This window comes from Massilia sp. CT11-137 (genome assembly GCF_047302885.1).
Lineage (GTDB): Bacteria > Pseudomonadota > Gammaproteobacteria > Burkholderiales > Burkholderiaceae_D > Telluria > Telluria orientalis.
The window spans coordinates 2,481,013-2,506,797 of sequence record NZ_JBKYMP010000001.1; the positions used below are offsets into that span (position 1 = coordinate 2,481,013).

Here is a 25,785-nt window from a genome sequence, read left to right on the forward strand (position 1 = left end):
GCTTCCTCAGCTCACTTCCAGGTGGACGGTGACATGGACCGCGATATGCGCGCCGAGGCGCGCTTCCAGACGGCTGCGCAATGCGGCGCCGTTGTCACAGATTAGCTGGCGGGCCCCGGTGTCGCGGGTGTCGAAGCGAAGCGATAGCGTGCCGTCCGAAAGCACCAGGTGCAGGCGGGTGCCAGGCAGGATGGCCGGATCGAGTTCGACCACGACCTCCCAGCGCCCGCCGGCGTGCTCGAGCGCGGGGCCGGTGCAAAAACGGGCGATGCGTTCGGCCAGCCGATCGGCCACCAGGTCGGCCTGCGCGGCGCGGGCGCAGTGGGCGACGAGCCGGGCGCCGAGCGCCCGGCTCGAGTCGTCCGGGCCGGCGCCGGGCAGCCGCGGCGCGGCGGCGGGGGCAGGGCGCCGCCATGGTTCGGCGCATTGCCGTCGCCGCCGTCCCGTTCCTGGCCGGCCTCGCCGTCGTCGTCGTGCGCGCCGCCGTCGTCGGCCGGCCGGTCACGCTCCAGCGCCTGGCGCGCCTGGTCGAGCAGCTGGCCGAAGCGCGCTTCGGCCGCCGGTGGTTGCGCCACCACGATGCGCAGTTCGCGCGGCGAGCGGATGCGGGTCATCTGGGCCTCCCGTTACAGGCCGAGCTGGCCGACCGGGCGCAGGTCGATGTCGCCCAGTTCCTGGAACGAATACACCTGCAGCCACGCCAGTCGCTGCGCGATCATGCGCCGGAAATAGCGCCGGATGTCCATCGACGTGACGACCGCGAGATTCGGCGGCGGATTGGCGCCGACCAGGCGTTCCAGGGAAGCCAGCAACTGGTCGATCTGCTGCGGTTCCAGGGTCAGGTAATTGCCCGCCGGGGTCTGCTTGATCGCCTGGCGAATGGTCTGTTCGACTTCGACGTCGAGCACGATGGCCGGCAGCTGGCCGCCGCCGGCGGCGCGGTGGGCGATGAAGCGGCCCAGGTCGCCGCGCACGTATTCGGTGAGCAGCAACAGGTCTTTTTCCTTGGCGCCCCAATTCACGAGGCTCTCGAGGATGGCGCGCTGGTTGCGGATCGGCACGTGTTCCTCGAGCAGGCGCTTGAGGACCTCGGCGATGCGCAGCACCGGCATGACTTTCTGCACTTCGGCCACGAGGCCCGGATACTCGGTGCCGACCCGGTCGAGGATCCACTGGGTTTCCTGGACGCCGATGAACAGGTGCGCATGCTCCCGCACCGCCACGCCCACGGCGTCGGCCAGCGCGCGCTCGGCGCGCTCCGGCCTGGCCGGCAACTCGAGCGCGGGCTGCGGTACGTCGTGCAGCATGATCTCGACCGCCATGCCGGCGAGGGAATCGGTCGTCCACACGGCGGCGCGCGGGAACGGCAGCCCCAGCTCGTCGACGAGGACGCCGCGGACGGCCGCGAATGCACGGTTCAGCTCGGCCGCATCGAGGCGGTCGGCGAGCGCGGGCGACAGGCGCACGGACAGCGGCGCGGAAAACGCCGGCGCCTGCGCGGCGATAGTCGGGGCCTGGCCCTTGGCGCCGTCGGCGCGCAGCGCGCTCAGTTCCGGGCCGGCGGCCGGCTGTTGGTCGAGCACCTGCTTGCCCATGATGCGCGCGCCGGCGAACAGCGCGGCCGCGAGCAGCAGGAACATCGGCCACGGAAAGCCCGGCACCAGCGCGAAGCCGACCAGCATGGCCGCCGCGCTGTAGAGCGCACGGGAATTCGTGCTCAGCTGCTTGACGATCTCGGTGCCGAGCGAGCGCGGCTTGCTGTGCTCGTCGGACACCCGGGTGATGAGCACGCCGGCCGCGACGGAAATCAAGAGCGAAGGAATCTGCGAGACCATCGCGTCGCCCACCGACAGCACGGCGAAGCGGTCGGCCGCGTCCGCCGCCGACATGCTGTGGTAGGTCACGCCGATGACGATGCCGGCCAGGATGTTGACCATGGTGATCACCAGCCCGGCGATGGCGTCGCCCTTGACGAACTTCATGGCGCCGTCCATGCCGCCGTGCAGCTGGCTCTCGATCGACAGCATGGTGCGGCGGCGCTGCGCCTCCTCGGCGGTCAGGTTGCCGGCGCGCACGTCGGCGTCGATACTCATCTGCTTGCCGGGCATCGCGTCCAGCGTGAAGCGGGCGCCGACCTCGGCCACGCGCTCCGACCCCTTGGCGATGACGATGAACTGGACGATGGCGATGATCAGGAACACCACCAGGCCGACGACCAGGTTGCCGCCGACGACCAGCTCGCCGAAGCTTTCGATGATGTGGCCGGCCTCGGCATGCAGCAGGATCGACTTGGTCGAGGCGATGTTCAGCGACAGCCGGAACAGCGTGGTGAACAGCAGCAGCGACGGGAACGAGTACAGCGAGGTCGCGTTGGGGATGTACAGCGTGACCATCAGCAGCAGCACGCTGATCGTGATATTGAGCGCCAGCAGGCCGTCGATCACGACGGTCGGCAGCGGCAGGATCATCAGGGCGATCACCGCGACGATGAGTACGGCGATCGAGACTTCCCCTCCCAGGTCGTTCAGGCGGAATGATTTCATGGGCTACCTCTCTGTCACGGGGTTGGGACTCGGGGCCCGCATGTCCTCGACCCACGCCAGCACGGCGGCGACCGAATCGAACAGCGGTTCCGGTATGGCGTCGTTGACGGCCACGAGGAACAGCGCGCGCGCCAACGGCGGGTTGCCGACGATCGGCACGCCGAAGCGCATGGCCTGTTCGCGGATCACCCTGGCGTCGCCATCGACGCCCTTGGCGATCACGCGCGGCAGGCCCGTCTCGCCGGGGTCGTAGCGCAGCGCCACCGCGTAATGGGTCGGGTTGACCACCACCACGTTGGCGTTGGCCACCGACTCGTTCGGCGGGGCGGAGGCGTTTTCACGCCCGATCTTGCGGCGCTCGTTCTTGATGTGCGGGTCGCCTTCGGAATCCTTGTTCTCGCGCTTGACCTCGTCCTTGCTCATCTTGTGGTCGCGGATGAACAGCCAGTGCTGGATGCCGTAGTCGGCCACGCCGATGATCGCGTACAGCACGCCGGCCACGCCGAACACCTTGCACAGCACGCCCCAGGCGACGTCGGCCAGGCCGCCGACCGGCTGGTAGACCACCCCGAGCACCAGCGGCACCAGCAGCATGCCGGTGCGGACCAGCACGGCGCCGATCAGCAGGGCCTTGAGCACCGCCTTGAGCAGGTCGATCAGCGAGCGCACCGAAAAGATGCGCTTCAGGCCCGAGGCCGGGTTGATTGCGTCGAACTTGAGTTCCAGCGGCTTGAACGAGGTCTGCAGGCCGACCTGCGCCACCAGCGCGCCGACCGCGGCGAGCGCCGCGACGGCCACGACCGGCAGCACGAGGGCCAGGCCGTGGGTGGCCGCGGCGACGAGCGCGTCGGCCACCCGCAGATCGTTTTGCGCGCGCTTGACGTCGAGTCCGTCGAGCAGCAGCAGGCGCAATTGCTCGGCCATGCGTCCGCCCGCGAGCGAGAAGCCCAGCCAGGCGCACAGCAGGATCGCGGCGAACGGCAGGTCGGTACTCTTGCTCGTCTCGCCGTCGCGGCGCGCGTCGCGCAGCTTCTTGTCGCTGGGTTGTTCGGTTTTTTCGTCGGACATGCGCATCCCCCTTCCGATCGGCATTGTCGGCGCTGCGGCGCGGCCGGCCGGCGGCCCGCGCGAAGCGGCGGCCCCGAACGCGAAGTCCGGGGTGGGCGAACGGGGCCCTTCGTTTGGCGCGCGGGGATTTCGGCTCCGGGCCGCGGGAAGGGACGGGCGGCCGGTAAGGTGTGCGTCATGCCGCCTGGTCCAGCGCGGCCCACCCAACAGGAGCGAACCATGTCCGTATCCCAATGCAGTAACCGCCTGATTGCGGCGTTGATCGAAGTCTTGATGTTCGGCGCCAAGCATGGCCATCTCGAGCAATCCGAACGGGTTCTCACCGCCTTGCACGTCCTGCGCCCGAATTTCGTCGAGCTGCACGCCTATGACGCCTGGATGCTGATCCGCCGCCACGACTTCGCCGGCGCGCTGCGCTACCTGCGCGACCTCGAACAGCGCCCTCTGCGCGGCGCGTTCGGCCCCTACGTCAACGCGCTGCTGGCCGTGGCGCTGTACGGGCTGCAGGATCCGTCGTGGCGCTCGTACGCCAACGACGTCATCAACCGCAACGAAGACCAGGACTCCGTCGACATCGTGAATGCGCTGCTGGGCAAGGCCAGCACGCGCCGCGCCGCCGCCGGCCCGGAGGCGCAGGTCGACCTGGCCGAATTGCAGAAAATGATGCAGCAGCGCCACCTGCGCGCCTGAGGAGCCCGTCATGACGATCCCCATCCAGCCCCTGCCGCCGATCTCCACCCTGGCGCCGCCGTCCGCGCCGCAGGCGCTTGCCCCGGCCGGCCCGCGCGCGCAGCCCGCCAGCGAGCTGGTCGACCTGTTCCGCAGCAAGCTGGACGCCGCGCGCCTGGCGCCGCCGGAGGCGTCGCGCGCGCCCGGGCCGTCGGCGATGACCGAGGCCGTCACGCGCGAGGACCATGCCTTCGCCCAATTCGGCGGGCGGATCGACCGGTTTGCCGCCGAGGCGCCCTACATGTCGCAGCAGGAACTCGTTGGCGCCACCACGAAGATCCAGTTCGAGGCGGCGCAGATGGCGTGCAAGATGTACGGCGGCCAGATGGTGGCCCAGGGCGTCAAGACGTCGGTGCAGACTTTGATGAAGAACCAGTGATATGGCCAACCATGTGAACCTGCTGAAGGCGTGCGCGCTGGCCTCCGTGGCGGCCCTGCTGCTGAGCGGTTGCAGCAAGCAGCTGTTCGCGCACCTGCCCGAGCGCGACGCCAACGAGATGCTGGCGGTGCTGCTCGAGGCCCAGGTCGATGCCTCGAAGCAGTCCGACGACGGCGGCAAGACCTGGAACGTCGACATCGACGGCGACCAGTTCGCCCGCGCGATGGACGTGCTGCGCGCGCACGGGCTGCCGCACCAGCGCTTCCAGAACCTGGGCGACATGTTCAAGAAGGACGGCCTGATCTCCACGCCCACCGAGGAGCGCGTGCGCTTCATTTACGGTGTCTCGCAACAGCTGTCGGAGGTCCTGTCGCGCATCGACGGCGTGGCCTACGCGAACGTGCAGATCGTCTTGCCGAACAACGATCCGCTGGCCGCCACGGTCAAGCCGTCGTCGGCGGCGGTCTTCATCCAGTATTTGCCCGGCACGGACGTGGCCACGCTCACGCCCAACCTGAAGAACCTGGTGGTGCACGCGGTCGAGGGGCTCACCTACGACAACGTCAGCGTCACGATGGTGCAGGGCGTGGCGGCGCCGGAAGCCTTGCGCGAGTCGAACAAGGGTTCGGCCGCCTGGCGCTGGGGCGGCGCCGCGCTCGGCGTGCTCGCGCTGGCCGCCGCGCTGGCATTGCTGGCGCGCCGCTTCGGCATCTCGCTGAAGGGGGCGGTCCAGCGCGTGCTGCGGCGTTCCGGGGCCCGCGCCGCATGAACGCCGCGCCGCCGCCGGAACGCCTGGCCGACTGGCTGGCCGCCTACGAGCGGCGGGTGGCGGCGTTGGCCGCCGCGCTGGGCGAACGCGCCTGCCGCCGCCCGGGCGTGCCCGTACCGCCCGGGGCGGGGCGCACCTGGTATGGCATACGCGCCACCTGGCTCGGCACCCCCGCGCCCATGAGCAGTTTCGTTTCGCACGCGAATCGTCTGGCACTGCTCGACGAGGAGGCGTTGCGGCGCGTGCTGGGCGCCCTGCGGCTGTATCCCGCGCGCGGCGCGCTGCGGCGGATCGTCTCCGGCACGCAGCGGCGCGCGCTGGCGGGCGCGGTCGGGGAACAGGCTTTCGACGTGCTGGTGCGGCTCGGCCTGCAGGCGCCCGGTGCCGACGCGGCGCCGCCCGACGGCGACGATGCGCTGGTCGACGGCGGCCACGCGATGCTCGTGGCCGACGGGGCGTTGACGCTGGACGTGGCGGCGCGCCTGGTCTCGTTGACGCTGCAGAGTGAAGTGGACGGCCGCCCGGCCGAAGCCGCCCGAACCGGCGCGAGCACGCCTTTCCTGGCGGACGCCGCGCAGATTTTTCCGGAGTTCACATGGTTATTTGGTTGAGATCGCCGCGTGGCGGCATCGGCGTCGGGCAGGATGTCCTGCGGGCCGGCGACGTGGCCGGCCTGATCGCCCTCGACGGTACCGCCGAGCAGTGCCGCGCGCAGGCGGAAAGCCTGATCGCCGCCGCCGAGGAGGAAGCCGAGGCGCTGCGGCAGGCCGCGCGCGACGAGGCGGCGCGGATGATCGAGGCGGCGCGCGCCGAGTACGACACGGCGGAGCAGCGCGGTTACGAGGCCGGCGCGGCGCGCGCGCTGGAAGACGCGCAGGAGACGATGCTGCGCGGCGCCGAGGAAGGGCATGACGCGCTGCTGGCGCTGCGCGAGCGCATCGCCGACGTCGTACTGCGCACGGTTGCGCGCACCTTGGGCGACGCCGACCGCGACGCGCTGTTCGCCCGCATCGGCGCCGACCTGTCGCGCCATCTCGACGACGCCTCGTACCTCGCGGTGCGCGTGGCGCCGGAGGACGTCGACGCCGCGACCCGGGCATTCCGCGCCGTGTGCGAGGAACACCGCTGGCAGCTCAATCCCATGGTGACCGCCGATCCCGACGCGGAAGCGGGCAGCTGCGTGTGCGAGTGGGACCACGGGATCGTGGCCGGCGGCCTGCCGCTGCTGCTGGACGCGCTCGAACGCGCCATCGGTGCGCTCAAGGGCGGCGCCGGGGAGAGCGGGGAAGACGGCGCCGCGGAAGAGGACGAGGAAGAGTACGCGGAAGAGGAAGAGTACGAGGACGAGGACGAGGAAGAGGACGAGGAAGAGGGCGAGGGCGAGGGCGAGGAAGACGCGGCGCACGCGGCGTACGACGACGGCGCCGACTGGGGCGCGCCATGAACGACGCCATCGCCTTCCTCGATGCGCTGGGCGGGGCGCTCGACGCCGCCGAAACGGTGGTCCGGCACGGCAAGGTGGTCGAAGCCGTCGGGACGCTGCTGAAGGTCGGCGGCATCGACGTCATGCTGGGCGAACTGTGCGAGCTGCGCGACGCGCGCGGCACGCTGCTGCAGCGCGCCGAGGTGGTCGGTTTCACCCGCCAGTTCGCGCTGCTCGCGCCGTTCGGCGACGTGACCGGCCTGTCGCGCTCGACCCGCGTGGTCGGCCTCGGCCGCCCGCTCTCGGTGCCGGTCGGCGAAGCGCTGCTGGGGCGCGTGCTCGACGGGCTCGGTCAGCCGATCGACGGCACACCGCTGCCGCCGGACGCGATTCTGCGCCCTGTGATGGCCGCCGCCCCGGATCCGCTGACCCGGCGCATGGTCGACACGCCGCTGGACACGGGCGTGCGTGTCATCGACGGCCTGCTGACGGTCGGCGAAGGCCAGCGCTTCGGCATCTTCGCGCCGGCCGGCGTCGGCAAGAGCACCTTGCTCGGCATGCTGGCGCGCGGCGCCGCCTGCGACGTCAACGTGATCGTCCTGATCGGCGAACGCGGCCGCGAGGTGCGCGAGTTCATCGAACTGATCCTCGGCGAGGACGGCATGGCCCGCAGCGTCGTCGTGTGCGCCACGTCCGACCGCTCCGCCATCGAGCGGGCCAAGGCGGCCCACGTCGGCACGGCCATCGCCGAGTACTTCCGCGACTGCGGCCTGCGCGTGCTGCTGATGATGGATTCGCTGACCCGCTTCGCCCGCGCGCAACGCGAAATCGGCCTGGCGGCCGGCGAGCCGCCCACGCGGCGCGGCTTTCCGCCGTCGGTCTTCGCCGAGCTGCCGCGCCTGCTCGAGCGGGCCGGCATGGGGCCGGAGGGATCGATCACCGCCTTTTATACGGTGCTGGCCGAGGACGAGGAGGGCAACGACCCCGTCAGCGAGGAAGTGCGCGGTATCCTGGACGGGCACATGGTGTTGTCGCGCAAGGTCGCGGCGCGCAACCGCTACCCGGCCATCGACGTGCTGCACAGCCTGAGCCGCGTGATGACCCTCGTCGCCACGCCGGAGCACTGCGCCGGCGCCGGGCACGTGCGCAAGCTGCTGGCGAAGTACGACGACGTCGAGCTGCTGCTGCAAATGGGGGAATACCAGCAGGGCACGGACCCGCTGACCGACGAGGCGATCGCGCAGCACGACCCGCTCGACGAGTTCCTCAACCAGCGCACCGACGACTTCGCGGACGGCGCGGACACGCATGACTACATCGCCGGGTTCGCACCGCAATGAGCACGGCGGCCATCGGCAAGTGGCGTGCGATCGTCGCCGCCAAGACGCGGCGCCGCGAGCGCATCGAGGAAGAGTTGACGCGCGACCGGCGTGCGCTGGCCGAGCGCGAAGCCGCCTGCGCAGCGGCTAGGCGCGAGGTGGACGAGGCCAAGGGGCGCTGCGGCGCCCACGCCGACGGCATGGCCGCGCGCTTTCGCGGCGCCGCCGCGGTGGCGGTGGCCGACTACGTGCGCCACGAAAACTGGCGCGTGGCGCTCAAGGACGCGCTCGACGCGGCCCGCAAGGAGGAGCAGAAGGCGGCCGGCGCCGTGGAACGCCACCAGGAGCGGGTGCGCGCGGCCGAAGCCCGGCTGGCACGCGCCGACGCGGCGCTCGACCGGTGCCGTGCCCGCCTGGACGAAGTACGCCGCGCCGCGGCCCATGCCGCCGAACTGGCCGCCGACGAGGAAGCGGTGGACAACCTGCTGGCCCGACGTTTTGCGAGGGAACGATGACCTACGATACCCATGCCTGGATCCGGGCCCTGATGGACTGGTACGACGCCTACCACGCGCTGATCGTGCTGGTGCTGCTCACGGGCATCCGCATCATGGTGGCCTTCGTCGTGCTGCCGGCCACCGGCGACACCGCGCTGCCGGGCACCGTGCGCAACGGCGTCGTCTACGTGCTCACGTTCTTCGTCGCCGCCGGACAGTCGCCGCAGGCGTTCGAGACGGCCGGCAGCGCGCAGCTCGTCGTCCTCGCCTGCAAGGAAGCCTTCCTCGGCCTCGCGTTCGGCTTCGCGGCCGCGCCGGTGTTCTGGATCGCGCAGAGCGTGGGCACCCTGATCGACGACCTGGCCGGCTTCAACAACATCCAGATGACCGATCCGCTGCGCGGCGACCAGAGCACGCCCGTGTCGAACCTGCTGCTGCAGCTGGTGACGACGCTGTTCTACGTCGGCGGCGGCATGAGCTTCCTGCTGGGCGCGCTGTTCCAGTCCTATAAATGGTGGCCGCCGCAGGTGATGTTGCCCACGCTGGCCGGCACGGCGGAAGCGTTCCTGATCGGCCGCACCGACACCGTGTGGACCGCACTGGCCAAGCTCGGCACGCCGGTGATGCTGGTGCTGGTGCTGGTCGATGTCGGCCTCGGCATCATGGCCCGTTCGGCCGACAAGCTCGAGCCGAACGCGCTCAGCCAGCCGCTGCGCGGCATGATCGGCATGATCATGCTGATCGCGCTGGTGGCGGTGTTCGCGTCGCAGGTGGTGGGCGACGTGCTGCTGGGCGACCTCGGCAGCCAGCTGGCGAAGGGCATGCTCGGCGGACCGGCGCAGTAGGGTGTGCACCCTGTGCCCACGCGTGACGTATGCGCCGCGTTGGCGTTCGCGTGGGCTCGGGGAGGGAGCCCGCCCAACCGAGATTTGAGGTTTGTTGATATTTGCGCTGCGGTTTGTTGAGATTTGTCGAGGTGGATCGCGCTTACCATGATCTTGTCGCCGGGATAACCCGGCAGCAAACAGATCAATCGGGAGGTGCACCATGTTTTCGACCATCTATTTCGCCCTGTGTTCCGGACTCGCACACCGCGCCGCCTTGCCCGGCTATGCCGGCGCCATGCTCGACGGTGCGGCCGAGCGCGCGTACTGCACCGTTGACGAGGTGCTCGACAGCACGGCGCGCAAGCTGGGCGAAACGGACGTCGCGCGCCTGGTGGCCGCCGGCGACGCGTCGCTGCTGCTCGGTTACGACGAAGACGCCGAGGACCTGTACCGGCGCGCGCAGAAATTCACCGTCAACGACAACGACCGCCTGCGCATCATGTCGTGCCGGAACACCGGCTGGCAGCTGATGATGCGCGACCGCTACGCCACGACGGCGAAATGCTTCGCCCGCATCGTGCAGGACGGCGCCGCCACGGCGGGCGAGCGGATCGAGGCCCTGATTGGCGTCGCGCTCGTGCAGCACCAGCTGGGCCTGCAGCGCGACGCCGACAACGCCCTGTTGCAGGCGGCCACGCTGGCCGACGGCCACGCCGAGCCGGGCTGGCGCATCGTGATCGGTCTGCTGGCGCGCGAGTTCGACGTCCAGCTGGGCATCCGCACCTCCACCACCTTGAACGATCACGCATTCTGGAGCTCGGCGCAGCTGGTCCAGACCCTCGCCGGCAACGGGCGCGCCGACGTCACACGCAAGCTCACGGCCACCACGGCCATCCTGGCGCCGCTGCCGGCCCTGATCACGCAGCGCAACGACTACCTCGAGCGCCTGGCCGCGCTGGCCGGCGGCGACCGCCTCGCGTCCGCGCCGCTGATCGCCCTCGCGCACCAGGGGCACAATTTCCGTAGCGGCATGCAGGGCCTGCTGACCAAGATCGACATCGCGCTGGCGGCGTTCGCCGGCGGCCTCGACGACGTGGCCGACGCCGTGATGGGTAAGCTCAACCGCACCGAAACCGAGCTGGGCACGCGCCGCTGCAATTTCGACTATCTGTACTGCATGGCCCGGATCGCCGCGCGCCAGGGCAACCCGGTCCAGGCGCTCAAGCTCTACGCCAATTACACGGCCGAAGCGCTGCGCTGCCTGCGCAGCGAGGCGCCCGAGTCCGGCACGGTCCATCCGCAGGCGGGCCGCGCGCTGGCGGTCGACGACCTGTCGGCGCGCCTGCCGGCGAAATACCGGCGCGCCTACCGCCACATCGTCGAAAACCTCGAGCGCGCCGACCTGAGCACGCGCGAAGTCGCAGCCCAGATCGGCGTGACGGAACGGGCCCTGCAGATGACCTTCAAGAGCTCGATCGGCATGACGCCAGGCGGCCTGATCCGCAAGCTGCGCCTGGAGGGCATCCGCGAGGAATTGCTCAGCGACGCACGGGTCAACGCCTCGATCGTCGACACCGCCAGCCGCTGGGGCGTGAAGAGCCGTTCCGTGCTGGCCAAGGGATACCGGCGCCAGTTCCACGAGTCGCCGTCCGAGACCATCTACGGTTGAGGGGCGCCGTGATGAGCCCATCGACTCTCGCACGCCGGCGCCGGCCCTCGCGGCTCGCCACGTTCCTGGCGGCCGCGGCCGCCGTCGCGGCCATGACCGCGTCCGCGCCCGCCCACGCCGAGCGGATCCCCTGGCAGAGCAACCGTTTCGAATACGTCGCCGACCGCAAGGACCTCAAGGACGTGCTGCGCGACTTCGGCGCCAGCCAGCACGTGATGACCTGGATCTCGCCGCAGGTCGAGGGAAACGTCACCGGCCGATTCAACAGCTCACCGCAGCAATTCCTCGACAAGATGGTCGCCTCGTTCGGCGTGCTCTGGTACTACAACGGGGCCGTGCTGCGCATCTACGGCGCCAACGAGGCGCGCACCGCCACGCTGGGCCTGCAGCATGCGGGCACGGGCGACTTGCGCCAGGCGCTGGCCCGGCTGCAGATCGAGGATCCGCGCTTCCCGGTGCGCTACGACGACGTATCGCGCACGGCCGTCGTATCGGGGCCGCCGCAGCTGGTCGACCTGGTCAGCGACGTCGCGCGCCTGATCGACCGTGTCCAGGTCAAGGGCGATACCGTCGTCGTGCGGCGGTTCCCGCTGCGCTACGCATCGGCCACCGACAAGACCATCACGATCAACGGGCGCAGCGTCGGCGTGCGCGGGGTCGCGGGCCTGCTGCGCGGACTGTACGGGCAGCAGGCCGCGGGCACCGGCGCCGAACCGGCACCGGTGCGGCGCGACACCTACCGGATACCGAGCCTGCGCGAAGCCCAGGACGACGGGGTGGGGCGCGTGCCGAACAACCGGGTGCCGCCGCTGCCCGCGCTGTCCGGGCTCGGCGCCATGACGCCGCCCGCGCCGCCCGCCGCGCCGGCCGGCGCACCTTCCGGCATGTCTGCCGGCCTGCCTCCCGGACTGCCGGCGCCGGCGCGCGCGCAGGACGAGGAGCGCGCGCCGGCGCAGGCGGCCGGACCGTCGATCGAAGCGGACCCGCGCGGCAACGCCATCCTCGTGCGCGACCGTGCCGAGAACATGCCGGCCTATGCCAGCCTGATCGAGTCGCTCGACATGCGCCCCGGCGTGCTCGAGATCGACGCGACCATCATCGAAGTCACCGACAACGCGCTGAACGAACTGGGCATCGACTGGCGCCTGCACACGGGCCACCTCGACCTCCAGACCGGCAACGGCCAGGCGCAGCAGGCTGGCAATCCCGACTCGCTCAATCCGGGCGGCTTCGGCGTCTTTCCGGTATCCGGCGCCTCGCCCGCCACGCCCCAGGGCGCCGTGCTGACGACGGTGATCGGCAACGCCGGCAAGTACCTGCTCAACCGCATCAGCGCACTGCAGCAGAAGGACCAGGCGCGCGTGACCGCCAGCCCACGGGTCGAGACGCTCGACAACGTGGAAGCGCTGATGGACAGCAAGAAGACGTTCTACGTGCAGGTGGCCGGCTACCAGTCCGCCGACCTGTACAGCGTGTCCGCCGGCGTGTCGCTGCGCGTGCTGCCGTCGATCATCACGTCGCCCGGCGGCGCGCAGCAGATCCGCATGGACGTGCACATCGAAGACGGCAAGCTCACGACCCAGCAGGTGGGACAGTTGCCGGTGGTGAGCAACAGCACCATCGATACGCAGGCCCTGATCAACGAAGGCGAGAGCCTGCTGATCGCGGGCTACTCCGTCACGCAGGACGACAACACCGAAACGGCGGTGCCGGGCCTCTCGAAGCTGCCCGTGATCGGCGACCTGTTCCGCTATCGCAAGCACGAAGGGCAGCACTACCAGCGCATGTTCCTGCTGACCCCGCGGGTGCTGTCGCCGGCCGTCGGCGGGATCGGCGCGACGGAAAGCGCGCGCCAGGCCGCCGTGCCCGCCCCCGCCAGGAAGCCGCGCCTGGCTTGCCGCATGAAGCACGCGGCCGCGCCCGTGGCCGTTCCCTGAGACGCGCCGCAAGCGGCCGGGCCGTTCAGTCCCGACTGAACGGCATGACTCCCGAATCGCAATTCTCCGTGTACCTGGCTGCATGAGTGCAGCGGCAGCGTGCTGCCGTTTCACGCGTCCATTGCCGGGCTTACGTGTTCCGGCACGATACTGTTGCATCCTCCACCTGCCCGTAACGCCGTTTTTAAAGGCTGTGTTCGCGCGAGTCATGTGAACGTCAAATCGTCGCCGTGGTCATGCGAATCGTCGAGATAACTCATCGGGAGCGGCGATGCGCAGCCTGTCGGTCGACGAATTGTTTGCCTCGCTGTCCGCGGTGGAATTGTCGGCCAGCGCGCTTGCCCGTCTGAGGGAATGGAGCGCCAGCATTGCGCATCCGGCCGCGTGCATCGCCCCGATCGGGCAGGCTGCGCGTGACCGGCAGCGCCCTCGCTGCGTCGCTTGCGGACGCAGCCATAACGCCCCGACAGGGACACCGCTCGCCATGAGTGAGGCCGCCGCAACGCGCTGTCACGCTCCTGGCGACAACGCTCATCAAAGAAAAAGCGGGTAACGACGCATGGTCGTTACCCGCTTCGCCGTGACGCCGCTTGCGCACGGATCGCAGGCTTCTACACCCGCTTGACGTTGCGCGTAAACGCATCGTTCTTCGTCGGCGGGATGAAGATTTTAGGCGACTTGTCGCTGCCCTTGTCGTCGTCCTTCCCGTCCTTTTCTTCTTTCTTGTCTTTCTTGTCCTTCTTGTCCGCTTTCTTGTCGTCTTTCTGCCCGGTCTTCCCGGTCTTGTGCTCGCCCTTCGACGGCTTGGACGGTTCCGACACGTGACTGGTCGTGGACGTGTGGCCGCCTTTCTTGCCGCGTCCGCCCGGGACGAGCGACGCCGCCGTCAGCACTGCGGCGCTGCCGAAGACCGCGTCGCTGACGGTGCCGTTCGCCAGCGCGGTCGCGCCCGCGTTCGTGCCGGTCTCCACCGCCGATTTGACCACCTTGCCGACATTGCCATGCATCAGGCCGGCAATCGCGCCGTTGATCTGGTCGTTGCCGATGTGCAGGGCCGACAGGGCCGAGGCCGCGATCGTGGTGCCCATGCCTTCCGGGGTCAGGTCGGCCGCCAGGTTGAGCGCATCCTCGCCGACGTGGCCGAGTTCGCCCATCATCCCCTTCAGGTCGCCATGGGCCAGGTCCTTGACGGCGCTGAGCGAATGTTCGACGATGCCCTCGGCCGAATTGACCAGGTCCTTCAGGCCCGCGTCGGTGCCCTTGTTGACCGCATCCTTGACGGTTTCCAATCCTTTTTCGACATCCGCGACGAGGTGGTCGAAGCCCTTGCCGAGGTGGAGGTCGCCGAGCGTCTTGAGGGCCATGTCGGCGGTGCCGGTGGCCGCGTCCGCCGCCGTCTTTTCCAGGTCCGAGCCGAGCTTGGCGAGGTCCTGCAGCGCCAGCTTCATGTTGCCCTGCATGAGCGCTTCGGTCAGGTCGAGCGCATCCTTCAACACGTTGAGGACGTCGTGCGCCAGTTTCTTCGCGAGGTGCTCGACGCCGTGGGCGACCGCGCCGGCGGCCTTCTCGATATCGTGGCCGAGATGTTGAAACGCGTGTTTCATTTTTGTAAATATACTGCTCATGCTGTGCTCCTCGATGCGCCGGTGCGCGTTGGGTTGCGGGAGAGTGAAAAGGTTTGGCCGCGCAGAATCGCAAACGCGATCCTCCTGGTACGTAGCGTAAGAGAATGGCGGTCCCCGGCCGGGGCGGGATGCGAAGAGGTGCGGTTGGCGCCGAAGTCAGGCCGGCGCTTCGCCGGGACGGGCCGCGCTTCGCTGGCGGTCGCGCGGGCGCGCCGGCGGATCCCTAAGATGGCGGCCATTCGCATTCAAGGAATCCGCATGACACGCATACACGGCGCCGCCGCGTATCCCACGCCACCGGCACTCGACTCGACGGCCGATGTGGCCGCTACCTCCCGCGCGGCCGGCGTTTCTCGCAGCAGGGGGAACACGACGCTGTTGACACCGGGTGCGCCCGACGTCCTCGCGGCCAAGTCCTCTGGCGGCGCCGGCAGCCGGGCCAGGGTCGCGTCGGCCCGCCTGTTCGCCGGACCCGCCGCGCCGGACGAGGTGCCGGACGACGTGGCGGACGTGGAGCCTGACCCGGGCGTCGCACTGTTCGTCGCCATTTCCCGGCTGTGCCGCCCCGGCGACGACCGGCTCGATCCGATGTTCACGTACCGGTTGCGCGGCGAGCCGGCGAGCGTGCAGGCGCGGTTGTTCAAGCTCGCCGCGTACCCGCGCATGGCCGCCGGCACCGGCGACGCCGGGTTGACCTGGAGGGCGCAGGCGCTGCGCGACGTGATCGCCACCGCCGGCGTCATGTACATGCCGGTAGTGCTGTACTGCGACGTCGACGCGGCCGCCGGCGCGGGTCCGATCGAGGCGCTGTTCGCCATGCCCTCGGCGCGCGCCACGACCATCCTGTGGGCGCATTGCGGCGGCGTCGGGCGCTTCGTCGAGCAGCCCGTCGACCACGCCGCCTGTCTGCGTTCGATCCTGGCCGATCCGTGCATGGGGCACGTCCACGTCGACCTGGCGTGGTCGCGCATCGCGCGCCAGATCATGCTGCGCACCGGTGCGGACGGCCGGGAGATGCCGGACCACGCGTCGGTGCGGGCATGGGCGCGGCTGATCGACGATCACCCGGACCGCTTCCTGTTCGGCTCCGAGGCGCTCGACGCGCGCGAACGGGCGGCGCTGTGGCATGCGATCGATGCGCTGTACCAGCCATTGCTGGATACGTTGACGCCCGCCGCGCGCCGCGCCATCACGACCGGCAACTACGAGCGCCTGGTGCTGGATGCGCGGCCGCGCATGCGGGCGTTCGCGCGGCACGTGCTCACGCCGGCGTTCGTCGGGCAGGACCTGCGCGCCTGGGAGCACGCCCGCGGCGGCGACGGCAGGCGCTTCGATCCCGACGCCTTGCGCGCCGTGCGCGATGCGGCGTTTGCCGGCGCTGCCGTGGATGCGGACGGCACGCCCCCGGCCTGACCGCCGGCTCAGACGTCGCCGTTGCGGCGGCGGCGCGGCAGAAACCGGTTGGGCAGCCCGGTCAGCAGGTTGGTCATCCGGCCCGCAAAGTACGAATGACGGTTCTCGCGCGCGAACGGGTCGGCGTAGACCGGATTCGGATTGTGGTTGAGGTAGTAGAGCGGCGGCTGGGGCGCATGCGCCTGCAACGTGTGGCTGAGGACGAACTGCGGCGCCGGCGGCGTCGCCGCCGCAGGTCCGGCCGCCGGTGCGGGCTGCGCCGTGTGCCTGGCGCTGTTCGACGGCTCCGCCGGTGTGTTCGGCGCAGGCTCGGCGCGGGCGCGGGCGCAGACTGCGTCATGTGACTGAGGACGTACAGTGGTTGCGGCGGCGCGGCCGGCGCAGGTTCGGCCGCCGGCGCCGGCGGCGGCGCGGGCGCCGTCATGTGACTGAGGACGTACAGTGGTTGCGGCGGCGCGGCCGGCGCAGGTTCGGCCGCCGGCGCCGGCGGCGGCGCGGGCGCCGTCATGTGACTGAGGACGTACAGTGGCTGCGGCGGCGTGGCCGGCGCAGGTTCGGCCGCCGGCGCGGGCGGCGCCTGTTCGCGCCGCATGCGTTCCGAGAACGCCGCGAATTTCGTGCCCAGGTCGACGCGCGCGTGGTCGCGGTTCAGCGTCTCCGTCGCATAAGGGCGCGGCGCGCGCGCCTGCAGTTCCGGCGCCACGGGTCCGCCGCGTGCGGGACGCGGGGCGGGGGCGGGCCTGGGGGCCGGTGCCGGTGCCGGGGACGACGGGCCCGGGTCGTTCACCGGTCGGAAATAATTTGTGATGCGAGCTTGTGGCATGGGGACCTCGGTCGGTTGGTCGGCACGTCCAGCATAGGACGCCGTGCGTGCCGGGCGCGGCGCGGATGCGATCCGGTCGCCCCGCCAGCGAAGTTTCGCATTCCCGGCGCCGCGCTTCGCATCGGCGCCGCGGTCCGCCGGCCGCCGGGATTATCGTTGCGCCACCGCCGACACCGCTCGGCCCACCCGAGAAAGCGAGAGACCTCATGACCGCATCGACCGACCCCCGCGTGCAATCCATCATCGAGACTATCGACACCTGCCTGGCGCAGGCCGAACGCCTGCCCGGCACGGCCGCGCACGATGCGATCTTCGATACCGTGCCGGCGCTCAAGGCGCGCATCAATGCCACGCTGGCCGGCGACGCGCAGGCCGAGGCGCAGGCGCTGGGCCACCTGGCCGCCATGTTCGAGCGCTTCAAGCAGCGCCGCCCGGTCGCGCGCCTGCCGTATTCCCCGCTGCTCGACGGGCGCTACCCGTTCCGCGACGCGGCACACCGACCGCTCCACATCGTCGCCGTGTCGGACGGGCCGGACCGGTTCGGCGCGTGCGAGGATCCGCGCCGCGAGGCGGTGCTGCCGTTCGTCGATCCCGATGCCGGCGAGGCGGCGCTGGCCGCCGCCTACCGCGACCGGCTGGTCTGCCGCGCGATCACCGCCGCCGACCTCGTCGATCCGCGCGAGCGCGTGCTGGTCGGGCAGCTCGGGGTATTCGCCGCGCGCGACCTGCGCAGCGGCGAATGCCTGGGGGTGTATGGCGGCCAGTTGCTGACGCCGGCCATGTACTTCGCCTGCGCGGACGATGCGTTCATCCTGTCCGCCGTGTCGGGCGAACACTTCGCCTTCATCGACGGCGAGAACATCCTGGCGATGGCCAATACCCGGCTCGCCTACGACGCCGCCGGCCTGCCGGTGGCCCAGGCCGGAGACGGGTACAACGTGACGGTGGCGCGCTTCCACGTCATCGCCGAGGGCGGCCGGCGCTTTTCGATCGGCGCGTTCTTCGCCGCCGGCGACGTCGCGGCGGGCACCGAACTGCGCTGGAACTACGGCCACTCGGCCGAGGTCATCGCCGCCGTGTATCGCCCCATGTACGTCGCCGGCTAGCGATGCCCCACGAGTTCAGTCTTGTCCGCGACCTGCTGGACGAATTGGTGACCCTGGTGAATTCCGACCAGACGTTTTCGGATATTCACCTGGAACAGGACATGCCCGTGATGATCAAGACGCCGCGCGGCTGGCGCCAGGCCGGCGCCGAACCGGTCACGCTGGAGGACATGGCGCCCGTGCTCAGCGCGATCGACGAGGCGTGGCGGGACAGGATCGCCGACGGCGCCGTCGACCGGCCGTTCGCGCTGACCGATTACCGGCTGCGCTGCAACGTCTACCGGTCCGCGGGCGGCGCCAGGGTCACGGTGTCGATCCGGCGCCTGCCGTTGCACCCCATCCCGCTGGCGCAGACCGGATTGCCGCCCCACACCCGGTTGATGGTCGAGGCGACCCGCGGCGTCATCATGATCACCGGTCCCACCGGTTCGGGCAAGTCGACGACGGTGGCCTCGATGCTCGACCATATCAATGCCACGCGCAGCGCCCACATCGTCACCATCGAGGAACCGATCGAGTACCGGCTGCAGCGCAAGCAGTCGATCATCTCGCAAAAGGAAGTGCCGACCGACACCGCGACCTTTTCCTCCGGCCTGCGCGAAGCGTTGCGCCAGAAGCCGGACGTGCTCATGGTCGGGGAAATCCGCGATGCCGACACCGCCGAGACGGTCCTGCATGCGGGCGAATCGGGGCACCTCGTGCTGGCGACGATGCACACCAACAGCGCGGTCGGCGCGCTTTCCCGGCTGCTGGCGTTTTTCCCGGCCGAGCAGCGCGACCAGCGCGCGGCCGCGCTGGCGCGCTCGCTCGTCGGCGTGATCTTCCAGAGCCTGGTGCCGAGCGAGCAGGGCGACGCCGTGGTGCTGGCCCACGAAATCCTCTTCAATCACAACCAGCAGCTGGCGCGCTTCATCGCCGACCCGGGCAAGGTGCACCAGCTCGAGGATGTCCTGCGGCGCAGGGAAGACAGCATGTCGCGCAGCCTGAACGACGTTCTGGTCCAGCTGGTGGCGCAAAAGGCCGTCGCGGCGCGCGATGCCATGCGCGCCGCGTACAACCGGCTCGAACTGCACGACATGCTGGGCAGCGTGCGTTAGCCTTGTGCGCGTCCGGCCCCCGCGCGCGCCAGCGCGACGCGGTTGCGGCCCGCGTGCTTGGCCTCGTACAGGGCCTCGTCGGCCAGGCGGAACAGGTCGGCGGGATCGGCGCCGCCGCCGGCGACGTCCAGGTCGGCCACGCCGGCGGAAAAGGTGGCGTGGAACACCGTCTCGTCGGCCTTGAGGCGTACGGTGGCGAACAGTGCGCGGATGTCGTCGAGCACGTGGGCCGCCGCCGCCGCGCTCGTCCCCGGCATGATCACGGCGAATTCCTCGCCGCCGTAACGGCCGATCAGGTCGCCGTGGCGCAGGCGCTGCTGCAGGATGTGGGCGATGGCGCGGATGACCTGGTCGCCGACCTGGTGGCCGTAGGTGTCGTTGATTTTCTTGAAGAAATCCAGGTCGACCATCGCGAGCGCCAGCGGGCTGCCGTCGCGCCTGCTGCGCGCCATTTCGCGCAGCAGTTGTTCCTTGATCGAGACGTGGTTGTACAGCCCGGTCATGCCGTCGCGCATGATCAGGCTGCGCAGCGCGCGTGAGCGCTCGACGCGCATCATGACCGCGAGCGCGAGGTCCGCGCGCGTGTCCGGCGGCGCCAGCAAGTCGTCCACGCCGGCCGCCACGGCTCGCCGGCGCGCCGCGGGATCGCGGTCGTCCGACAGCACGAGTACGGGCAGGTCGAGGAAGGCCGGGTCCTGGCGGATCAGCATGGCCAGGTCGACCCCGTTGCAGGCTGGCGTGTCGACGTCGATCACGATGGCGTCCGGGTGGTGCCGGCTGAGGGTGGCGATCAGCTCGAGCGGCTTGTGCAGCCGCAGGGCTTCCATCCCGGCCTGCGCCAGGGCCCCTTCGATCCCGTCGAGACGGGCGGCATCGCTGGCGACCACCAGCACCCGGCAGGGCGGCTGCTCCAGGCGCTGGGCCAGCGTCTCGATGCGCGCCTTGAGATCGTCGACGTCGAACGGCCTGGCCAGGAATCCGTCGACGCCGGCGCGGGCGGCCGCGAGGCGCGCGTCGAACTTGTCCAGGGGGGCCAGCCACAGGATCGGCACCGGCGCCGCGCACTGCGCGCGGATGGCCCCGGCGCGGGCCGGGTCGCCGAAGCGGCTGCCGCGGCTGGCCGGATCCACGACGATGCAGCACAAGCCTCCCAGCGTGGCGAGCTGTTCGAGCTGTGTCGCGACCGTCACGTCGTAGCCCGACGCGCGCAGTTGCAGCGCGGTGTCGCGGGCGAGGAGGGCGTTGTCGCCGAGCAGGCAGATGCGCCTGGCCGGCTTCGGTGCTTCCAAAAACTGCATCGTGTCGATCCTCATGTCGATGGCGTTCTTACCTGGCGCCGAACATCCGGCGCAGACGGCCCGGGCCCGACTTCTTCGCGGGAGCCGTCAGCGCCGCCACCCGCGCATCCTGCTGGGCCTTGATCTTTTCCAGATGCGCCTTGACCTGGGCCGGCGTCTCCTTCGCGCGCGGCTCGGGGGCAAGCCGTTTCCCGTGCACGTCCACGCCCGCGCCGGCGTAGGCGGCATCGCGTGCGGCGCGCAGGGCATTCGGATCGATATGGGGCCCGGCATTGACGCGGGTGTCGCCCGACGCGCGCAGGCGCTGCTCGACGAATTCCGGCGTGAGCACGTGCTGCTCGAACGCGCGCACCTTCGGGCGCGCATCGACCAGCAGGCGCTCGTAGTTGCCGGTCTTGACGGCGATCCGCGCTTCCGGCGTCAGCTTGTCCAGCAGGGGCTTGTACAACACCCCGGTCTCTTCCCAGGTTCCCTTTTCCTGCGGATTGAGCGCGTCCGAGCCGAACAGGAAGCGGTCGGGATGATCGTTGATCAGCTGCGCCCAGGCGTCGATCGATTCGTGATCCGGCACTTCCTTGCCCTCGGCGTCGGTCTTCAGCACGATCTGGCGCGCCACGCGCGACCACGAAATATCGATGTTGATGTGCTTCATTTCCGGATTCGACAGGATCGAGCGCAGGTTGTTGGCGTGGTCGACCGGCTTCTGGACGAAGCGTCCGACGCCGCCGCAGTGCGCCCAGATAATGGTCGTGTCACGCGTTTCGGGCGAGGCGAACAGCTGTTTCAGATTGTCCAGGTGCTCGGGCTGGCCAAAGCCGTTGGCGCGCTGGTTGGCGGTCGAGTCGACGTCACAGTGTAGCACTACCGGCATGCCGACCACGCCGGCCGTGGCCACCAGATTCTTGAACGATTGCACGTTGTCGGTCAGGTTGGCCTGGCGCGCGCCTTCGTACTGGCTCTGCACCAGTTCCTTGTGAATCGTCACCTCGCCCACGCCGGTGAACATGCCCGGGTGCGTGGCCAGCTTGAACAGCAGCGCCTGGGGGCTCAACGGCGAACCCAGGTGCAGGCCGGTGACCATCGGATCGAGGCGGTCGCGCTCGGCCTGGCTCAGTTTGGAAATATTCATGAACAGCGCGGTGTCCGCATCGACCTGCTGGTTCAGCATCAGGTGCGCGCTGCCCTTGATGGTCTGCTCGACCTCGGCCGTCAATTCATGCGGCTTGATGTTGGCAAACTGCGCCGGCACGTAGTACGACTCGGCCGGGATGTGGTTGTGATCGCCGTGATCGCCGCACGGCATGACGTCGGTCGGAATCGGCGACATCACCGAGCGGTGGATACCGACCTGGTCCATCATCTTGAGCATCTCGCGCGGCGTCATGCCCTGCTGGGTGTAGTTGGTGGGGTGGAAGTGCGAGTCCGACATCCAGTGGCCGGTCGTCAGCTTGCCGGCCAGCGCGGCGGGCAGGCGGGTCGGCACGTCGCCCTGCTTCATCTTCTCGAGCGTGGTGGTCATGGCGCCGACCAGTTCGCCGGTCTTGCGCGGCGAGCCGGCGTGCGCGCCTTCGGCCTGCTTCGGCAGGTCGGCCACCGTCACCGATGCGCTCAGGTCGTCGAAAATGCGGGTCGTCGCGACCCTGATCCGGTTGCCCGCACTGGCGGAGGATTTCGGCGCCGACGTGGCCGGGCCGCCCAGCGAACCCAGCGGCGAGCCGCTCTTGCTGCGCGACGTGCGCGGCGTTTGCGAGGTGGACGCGTGGCTCCCTGCCGGGTCCGATGTCGGTAGCGTCGAATGCGAGTGTGCTTCGTTAATGCGTGTCATATGGGTTCCTTGAATAAATGCCGCACAACGGCTGTGAGGCGCGGGGACAGCTTAATAAGGCGCTATCGCGCGCACGGCGCCGCCAGCGAAGCGGAGCCCCCCGCAGCGAAGCGCCGGCTGGGTTCGGGTGGCGCTTCGCTGGCGGACACGGCAGTTCGCCGCGAGCCTGCCGCCGGTGCGCGGCGCCAACCCATACTTGGCCAACCTCGGCAAGCCTGTCCGGGGCACGCGCTACCCACTTTCGTAGAGACGCTTATGCCATCCCCGACCCGACTTTCCGGCGCCAGCTCATCCGACATCCATGAGATCGCCGACCCGAACGCAACGCCGGCGCAGCCCGCGCGGCAGGAGCCGGCCCGGCCCTCGCGCACCCGCCAGAACGACGGCTGGATCGCGGCTATCAAGCGCACGCTTGCCCCGCGCCCGATGACTACGTCGAGCTCGGTGCTCGGCAGTGTCACCAAGGCGCGCCCCATGACCGCGCGCGCCAAGCTCGGCCTCGCACCCGAGGAGGCGCACAAGCCGGACCCGCGGGCCACCACCCAGGCGGCCGCCCTGCGGCACGGGCGCAACGTCGCCCGGACCGTCGGCGGCGCGTCCCTGACCGGCCCGGCCCGGGTCGCGCCGGACGCGCCCATCGTCGAACCGGGCGGCACCGAGGCGCTGGCCGCGCGCCTGTTCAATCGCGCCGGCCTGGGCGACAGCCATGTGCTGCCGGCCCAGATCGCGGCCGACCTGCGCCTCTACCTGGCCGCGCCGGCGGATGCCGGTGCCGACGTGGCGGCCGAAGCGGTCGGGCGCCAGGAACTGGTGCTGCGGCGCTTGTCCCAGGCCTTCGGCAACGACGCGGCCGCCGCGCGCGGCGCGCTGGACGGCCTGGTCGCCGCCGCCAACCCGCTGGCCGTCGAGCATGGCGCGTTCGAGCTGGCGCGCCGGCTGTCCGCCACGGCGCTCGGCCATTCGACGCTGAACGCCCTGTGTTCGCTGGACCGCCCGCGCCCCGACGACGGTGCGCTCAACACGGCCATGCGCAACGACGCCCAGCGCCTGGCCTTCACGGCCGCCAACGCCCTGATCGATGCCTTGCCCGAGGGCGCGCCGCGTCCGGCCAGCCTGGCCGAGGTCCGCGAGCTCGCCGTCGCGGCGCTGGCACCGCACGACCGGCCGCACGGCACGCCGTCGCAGGCGCCGCCGGCGCCGATGAAGGGCAACGTCAGCCTGGCGGCCAAGGCCTTCCTGGCCGCGCAGCAGCTGGCGGCGAGCCCGCAAGCCGAGCCCGAACGCCATCTCAAGAACGCCTATTTCTCGTGGCGCTGCGGCTTCACCGAAGAGGGCCCGGGCACCCCGCTGGCGCGGGCCCAGGCGCGCATGTTCAAGCTGTCGCGCTATGCCCGGCGCGCCAGCAATCCCGGCATGCTGGCGGCCCTGCGGCGCACGTTCGGCTTCAACAAGTCGCCCATGTCGGCACTCTCGATGGGCACCGGCGGGGCCAGCCTGCGCCAGCCGGACGAGGACTTCCTCAAGGCCGACGTCATCCAGGACCTGGGCGAGGTGCTGAGGGAACGGGCGCAGGCGCACGGCACGGCCCCGCTGGACGGACGCATCAGCGCTGCGCTCAAGGGCGCCGCGCTCGAGCAGTGGCACACGCGCATCGCGCAGAAGGGCTGGCGCGACAAGACCACCGTCACGCCCGCCATGCGCAAGCGCATCGCCGCGCGCGCCGCCGAGCTGGCCGGCGTCAGCGTGAGCGAGGTCAAATTGAGTCCCACCTATCGGGAGCTCAAGGGCACCCGTTCCGTGCTGCGTCCGCGCGGCGGCGCGCAGCTCGACGTGGCCACCCTGCGCCAGTGGATCGGGCAGTGCGAGCCGGGCGACACGGAAGAGGCCGCCTTGCGCGCCGGTGCCGATCGACTCGCCACGCTGGAACACGATGGGGAAGTGCCGCTCGACACCTCCACCCCGCAAACCGTGCTCCAGAACTTCAGGCGTGTGATCACCGAGCCGCGCATGACGTACGACGTGCGGCTGACCAACGGCGGCCAGTACGGCATCAACTTCAATGTGCAGGAAGTGCTGAACCTCCCGGGGATCAGGCACCTCCCGGTCCTTCCCTTCGTGCTGGCCGGTCCGGACGCCAGGCTGATGCGCGGCCGCATGGCGATGATCAACGGCGGCTCGTCGGCCAACCACGGGCAGCTGTTCATCGGCAGCGACCGGCGGCTCTCCGGCCACCTGGGCGCTTCCGCCACCGCCGGCGTCAACCTGCTGGGCAAGCGCCTGAGCGTCAGCGGCACGCTGCAGGCGCTGCCGTTCATGGTCGACACGTCCAGCCCGAAAGGGGTGATGGTGCGCTGCCGCTTCCAGCCGATCGGCCCGGCGCCGGCCGGCCATCCCGATCCGTGGCGCGCCAAGCTGCTGTCCGTGGTCGATGCCGCCACCGCGAGCGGCCCGAGCGGTGGCTTGCCGACCGACGTCAACGCCATGTGGGACGCGCTGTCGCATACCTTCTACAAGGACCCCGACGTGTCGCTCAACTGGCTCGACTCGAGCGGCACCTCGGTATCGAGTTCGGTCGGCGCGTCGGCGGGCGCGCGCTACCAGCACAACGACTACAAGGTGGGGCCGAATGCCCAGGTCAGCGCCAGCAAGACGTGGTCGACCCGCCTGCGCAGACAGGAAACACCGGGACCGTTGCGCGCCGAATATGCCGCCAGCTCGAGCTCGCGCCAGGTCGGCGTCGGTGCCACCCTGGTCGCCGGCGCCCCGCCGCTGGGCGATTTTTCCGGGGAGACCGGGCACGTCAAGTCGGTTGTGCTGCCGAGCGCGTCGATCATCGGCTTCAGCACCACCATCCTGCATTCGGAAATCGGCTCGGTATGGCGCATCGCCGAGGAGGACGGGCACATCGACCCGGCGCTGAGCTACCGCGACACGACCTTCACCAGCATGAAGGAGATGAAGCGCTACGTCGACAGCCGCCGGGCCGCCTGGGACCAGGTCTATCCCAACCAGCCGCCCGATGCGCCCGATCCGGCCGAGCCGATCGACAATTACCTGGCCCGCGTGGAGCACGACGCGACGGCGGGCAACCAGCTGTTTGCCGAGCGGGTGTGGCTGCGTCCGGATGCGGCGCGCCAGATCAACGTGCTGCGCGAACTGCGCGACGCGGTCGTGGCGCCGCACGCGCGGCCGGACCCGGACCAGGCGGCGCAGATCGCCGCGCGCAACGCGCAGATCAGCGCCCTGCTCGAATCGGACCAGAGCTGGGACAAACGCTTCTTCTATTCGCTGGAAATCACCGGCCAGTCGCGCGCCGTCGGACCGAACTTCATGGTCGCCGGCCAGCAAGTGTCGGAGGTCTCGCATCCGCACCAGTTGAGCGTGCTGCGTGCCGAACGTCCGGTGCCGCCGGCCGGACAGTAAGAACCGATCGCAAGA

22 protein-coding genes are annotated in these 25,785 nt (G+C 70.2%); 15 read left to right on the plus strand and 7 right to left on the minus strand.

Annotated features, from left to right (window positions below; translation table 11 throughout):
• Window positions 1-6: 6 nt before the first annotated feature.
• From sctP to sctU, 3 genes are all read right to left on the minus strand, one after another.
• Complete coding sequence (gene sctP / locus ACEN98_RS11250; RefSeq protein WP_413384315.1) at window positions 7-294, minus strand: type III secretion system protein SctP; 288 nt, start codon at window positions 292-294, stop codon at window positions 7-9.
• A 332-nt stretch (window positions 295-626) separates the two neighbouring features.
• Window positions 627-2,543, minus strand: a complete 1,917-nt coding sequence (locus ACEN98_RS11255; protein ID WP_413384317.1) for an FHIPEP family type III secretion protein — start codon at window positions 2,541-2,543, stop codon at window positions 627-629.
• A 3-nt stretch (window positions 2,544-2,546) separates the two neighbouring features.
• The gene (gene sctU, locus ACEN98_RS11260) at window positions 2,547-3,611 is read right to left on the minus strand and encodes a type III secretion system export apparatus subunit SctU (protein WP_413384320.1); all 1,065 of its coding nucleotides are present in this window, start codon (window positions 3,609-3,611) and stop codon (window positions 2,547-2,549) included.
• A gap of 219 nt (window positions 3,612-3,830) precedes the next feature.
• On the opposite strand from sctU, the gene ACEN98_RS11265 reads away from it, so the two are divergent.
• The 10 genes from ACEN98_RS11265 to sctC all read left to right on the plus strand — a co-directional run bounded on the left by ACEN98_RS11265 (window position 3,831) and on the right by sctC (window position 13,160).
• Entirely contained in the window at window positions 3,831-4,301 is a 471-nt protein-coding gene (locus ACEN98_RS11265; protein ID WP_413346725.1) for an HrpB1 family type III secretion system apparatus protein, read from the plus strand.
• A 10-nt stretch (window positions 4,302-4,311) separates the two neighbouring features.
• A complete protein-coding gene (locus tag ACEN98_RS11270) occupies window positions 4,312-4,719 on the plus strand; it encodes a hypothetical protein (RefSeq protein ID WP_413384322.1) in 408 nt (135 codons plus the stop codon).
• A 1-nt stretch (window position 4,720) separates the two neighbouring features.
• On the plus strand, window positions 4,721-5,488 hold the full coding sequence (gene sctJ, locus ACEN98_RS11275; protein WP_413384324.1) for a type III secretion system inner membrane ring lipoprotein SctJ: 768 nt from the start codon (window positions 4,721-4,723) through the stop codon (window positions 5,486-5,488).
• Window positions 5,485-6,099, plus strand: coding sequence for a hypothetical protein (locus ACEN98_RS11280; RefSeq protein WP_413384327.1), 615 nt, complete (start codon window positions 5,485-5,487; stop codon window positions 6,097-6,099). The genes sctJ and ACEN98_RS11280 overlap by 4 nt, the downstream gene beginning before the upstream one ends.
• Entirely contained in the window at window positions 6,096-6,932 is an 837-nt protein-coding gene (gene sctL, locus ACEN98_RS11285) for a type III secretion system stator protein SctL (RefSeq protein ID WP_413384329.1), read from the plus strand. The genes ACEN98_RS11280 and sctL overlap by 4 nt, the downstream gene beginning before the upstream one ends.
• Entirely contained in the window at window positions 6,929-8,251 is a 1,323-nt protein-coding gene (gene sctN / locus ACEN98_RS11290; RefSeq protein WP_413384331.1) for a type III secretion system ATPase SctN, read from the plus strand. The genes sctL and sctN overlap by 4 nt, the downstream gene beginning before the upstream one ends.
• A complete protein-coding gene (locus ACEN98_RS11295) occupies window positions 8,248-8,745 on the plus strand; it encodes a hypothetical protein (RefSeq protein ID WP_413384333.1) in 498 nt (165 codons plus the stop codon). The genes sctN and ACEN98_RS11295 overlap by 4 nt, the downstream gene beginning before the upstream one ends.
• Window positions 8,742-9,572: a type III secretion system export apparatus subunit SctT gene (gene sctT / locus ACEN98_RS11300; RefSeq protein ID WP_413384336.1), complete on the plus strand. Its 831-nt coding sequence runs from the start codon at window positions 8,742-8,744 to the stop codon at window positions 9,570-9,572. Before ACEN98_RS11295 ends, sctT begins: the two co-directional genes overlap by 4 nt.
• 202 nt (window positions 9,573-9,774) lie before the next feature.
• Complete coding sequence (locus ACEN98_RS11305; RefSeq protein WP_413384339.1) at window positions 9,775-11,223, plus strand: helix-turn-helix transcriptional regulator; 1,449 nt, start codon at window positions 9,775-9,777, stop codon at window positions 11,221-11,223.
• Window positions 11,224-11,234: 11 nt separating this feature from the next.
• Complete coding sequence (gene sctC, locus ACEN98_RS11310; RefSeq protein ID WP_413384342.1) at window positions 11,235-13,160, plus strand: type III secretion system outer membrane ring subunit SctC; 1,926 nt, start codon at window positions 11,235-11,237, stop codon at window positions 13,158-13,160.
• A gap of 611 nt (window positions 13,161-13,771) precedes the next feature.
• On the opposite strand, the gene ACEN98_RS11315 is transcribed toward sctC, so the two are convergent.
• The gene (locus tag ACEN98_RS11315; RefSeq protein WP_413384345.1) at window positions 13,772-14,785 is read right to left on the minus strand and encodes a hypothetical protein; all 1,014 of its coding nucleotides are present in this window, start codon (window positions 14,783-14,785) and stop codon (window positions 13,772-13,774) included.
• A 258-nt stretch (window positions 14,786-15,043) separates the two neighbouring features.
• Between ACEN98_RS11315 and ACEN98_RS11320 the strand changes: the two genes are divergently transcribed.
• On the plus strand, window positions 15,044-16,198 hold the full coding sequence (locus tag ACEN98_RS11320; protein WP_413384347.1) for a hypothetical protein: 1,155 nt from the start codon (window positions 15,044-15,046) through the stop codon (window positions 16,196-16,198).
• An 8-nt stretch (window positions 16,199-16,206) separates the two neighbouring features.
• On the opposite strand, the gene ACEN98_RS11325 is transcribed toward ACEN98_RS11320, so the two are convergent.
• On the minus strand, window positions 16,207-16,386 hold the full coding sequence (locus ACEN98_RS11325; RefSeq protein ID WP_413384349.1) for a hypothetical protein: 180 nt from the start codon (window positions 16,384-16,386) through the stop codon (window positions 16,207-16,209).
• 1 nt (window position 16,387) lies between these two features.
• Between ACEN98_RS11325 and ACEN98_RS11330 the strand changes: the two genes are divergently transcribed.
• The 3 genes from ACEN98_RS11330 (at window position 16,388) to ACEN98_RS11340 (ending at window position 19,224) form a co-directional block, all read left to right on the plus strand.
• Window positions 16,388-16,546, plus strand: coding sequence for a hypothetical protein (locus ACEN98_RS11330; RefSeq protein ID WP_413384351.1), 159 nt, complete (start codon window positions 16,388-16,390; stop codon window positions 16,544-16,546).
• Window positions 16,547-17,227: 681 nt separating this feature from the next.
• Window positions 17,228-18,127: a type III effector protein gene (locus ACEN98_RS11335; protein WP_413384353.1), complete on the plus strand. Its 900-nt coding sequence runs from the start codon at window positions 17,228-17,230 to the stop codon at window positions 18,125-18,127.
• 2 nt (window positions 18,128-18,129) lie between these two features.
• Window positions 18,130-19,224 (plus strand): type IV pilus twitching motility protein PilT, encoded by a 1,095-nt coding sequence (locus ACEN98_RS11340; protein ID WP_413384355.1) that lies wholly within the window; start codon window positions 18,130-18,132, stop codon window positions 19,222-19,224.
• Here ACEN98_RS11340 and ACEN98_RS11345 read toward each other — a convergent pair.
• Together ACEN98_RS11345 and ACEN98_RS11350 are read right to left on the minus strand one after the other, a co-directional pair.
• On the minus strand, window positions 19,221-20,522 hold the full coding sequence (locus ACEN98_RS11345) for a diguanylate cyclase (protein ID WP_413384357.1): 1,302 nt from the start codon (window positions 20,520-20,522) through the stop codon (window positions 19,221-19,223). The genes ACEN98_RS11340 and ACEN98_RS11345 overlap by 4 nt on opposite strands.
• Window positions 20,523-20,550: 28 nt before the next feature.
• The gene (locus ACEN98_RS11350; protein ID WP_413384359.1) at window positions 20,551-22,347 is read right to left on the minus strand and encodes a hypothetical protein; all 1,797 of its coding nucleotides are present in this window, start codon (window positions 22,345-22,347) and stop codon (window positions 20,551-20,553) included.
• A 255-nt stretch (window positions 22,348-22,602) separates the two neighbouring features.
• Here ACEN98_RS11350 and ACEN98_RS11355 point away from each other — a divergent pair, with 255 nt between their 5' ends.
• Complete coding sequence (locus tag ACEN98_RS11355) at window positions 22,603-25,770, plus strand: hypothetical protein (RefSeq protein WP_413384361.1); 3,168 nt, start codon at window positions 22,603-22,605, stop codon at window positions 25,768-25,770.
• The last annotated feature ends 15 nt before the right edge of the window (window positions 25,771-25,785 follow it).

Coding starts and splice junctions, on each gene's coding strand:
- ACEN98_RS11255 (WP_413384317.1), bottom strand. CDS start 2,543: ATGAAATCATTCCGCCTGAACGACCTGGGAGGGGAAGTCTCGATCGCC.
- sctU (WP_413384320.1), bottom strand. CDS start 3,611: ATGTCCGACGAAAAAACCGAACAACCCAGCGACAAGAAGCTGCGCGAC.
- ACEN98_RS11265 (WP_413346725.1), top strand. CDS start 3,831: ATGTCCGTATCCCAATGCAGTAACCGCCTGATTGCGGCGTTGATCGAA.
- ACEN98_RS11270 (WP_413384322.1), top strand. CDS start 4,312: ATGACGATCCCCATCCAGCCCCTGCCGCCGATCTCCACCCTGGCGCCG.
- sctJ (WP_413384324.1), top strand. CDS start 4,721: ATGGCCAACCATGTGAACCTGCTGAAGGCGTGCGCGCTGGCCTCCGTG.
- ACEN98_RS11280 (WP_413384327.1), top strand. CDS start 5,485: ATGAACGCCGCGCCGCCGCCGGAACGCCTGGCCGACTGGCTGGCCGCC.
- sctN (WP_413384331.1), top strand. CDS start 6,929: ATGAACGACGCCATCGCCTTCCTCGATGCGCTGGGCGGGGCGCTCGAC.
- ACEN98_RS11295 (WP_413384333.1), top strand. CDS start 8,248: ATGAGCACGGCGGCCATCGGCAAGTGGCGTGCGATCGTCGCCGCCAAG.
- sctT (WP_413384336.1), top strand. CDS start 8,742: ATGACCTACGATACCCATGCCTGGATCCGGGCCCTGATGGACTGGTAC.
- ACEN98_RS11305 (WP_413384339.1), top strand. CDS start 9,775: ATGTTTTCGACCATCTATTTCGCCCTGTGTTCCGGACTCGCACACCGC.
- sctC (WP_413384342.1), top strand. CDS start 11,235: ATGAGCCCATCGACTCTCGCACGCCGGCGCCGGCCCTCGCGGCTCGCC.
- ACEN98_RS11315 (WP_413384345.1), bottom strand. CDS start 14,785: ATGAGCAGTATATTTACAAAAATGAAACACGCGTTTCAACATCTCGGC.
- ACEN98_RS11320 (WP_413384347.1), top strand. CDS start 15,044: ATGACACGCATACACGGCGCCGCCGCGTATCCCACGCCACCGGCACTC.
- ACEN98_RS11335 (WP_413384353.1), top strand. CDS start 17,228: ATGACCGCATCGACCGACCCCCGCGTGCAATCCATCATCGAGACTATC.
- ACEN98_RS11340 (WP_413384355.1), top strand. CDS start 18,130: ATGCCCCACGAGTTCAGTCTTGTCCGCGACCTGCTGGACGAATTGGTG.
- ACEN98_RS11345 (WP_413384357.1), bottom strand. CDS start 20,522: ATGCAGTTTTTGGAAGCACCGAAGCCGGCCAGGCGCATCTGCCTGCTC.
- ACEN98_RS11350 (WP_413384359.1), bottom strand. CDS start 22,347: ATGACACGCATTAACGAAGCACACTCGCATTCGACGCTACCGACATCG.
- ACEN98_RS11355 (WP_413384361.1), top strand. CDS start 22,603: ATGCCATCCCCGACCCGACTTTCCGGCGCCAGCTCATCCGACATCCAT.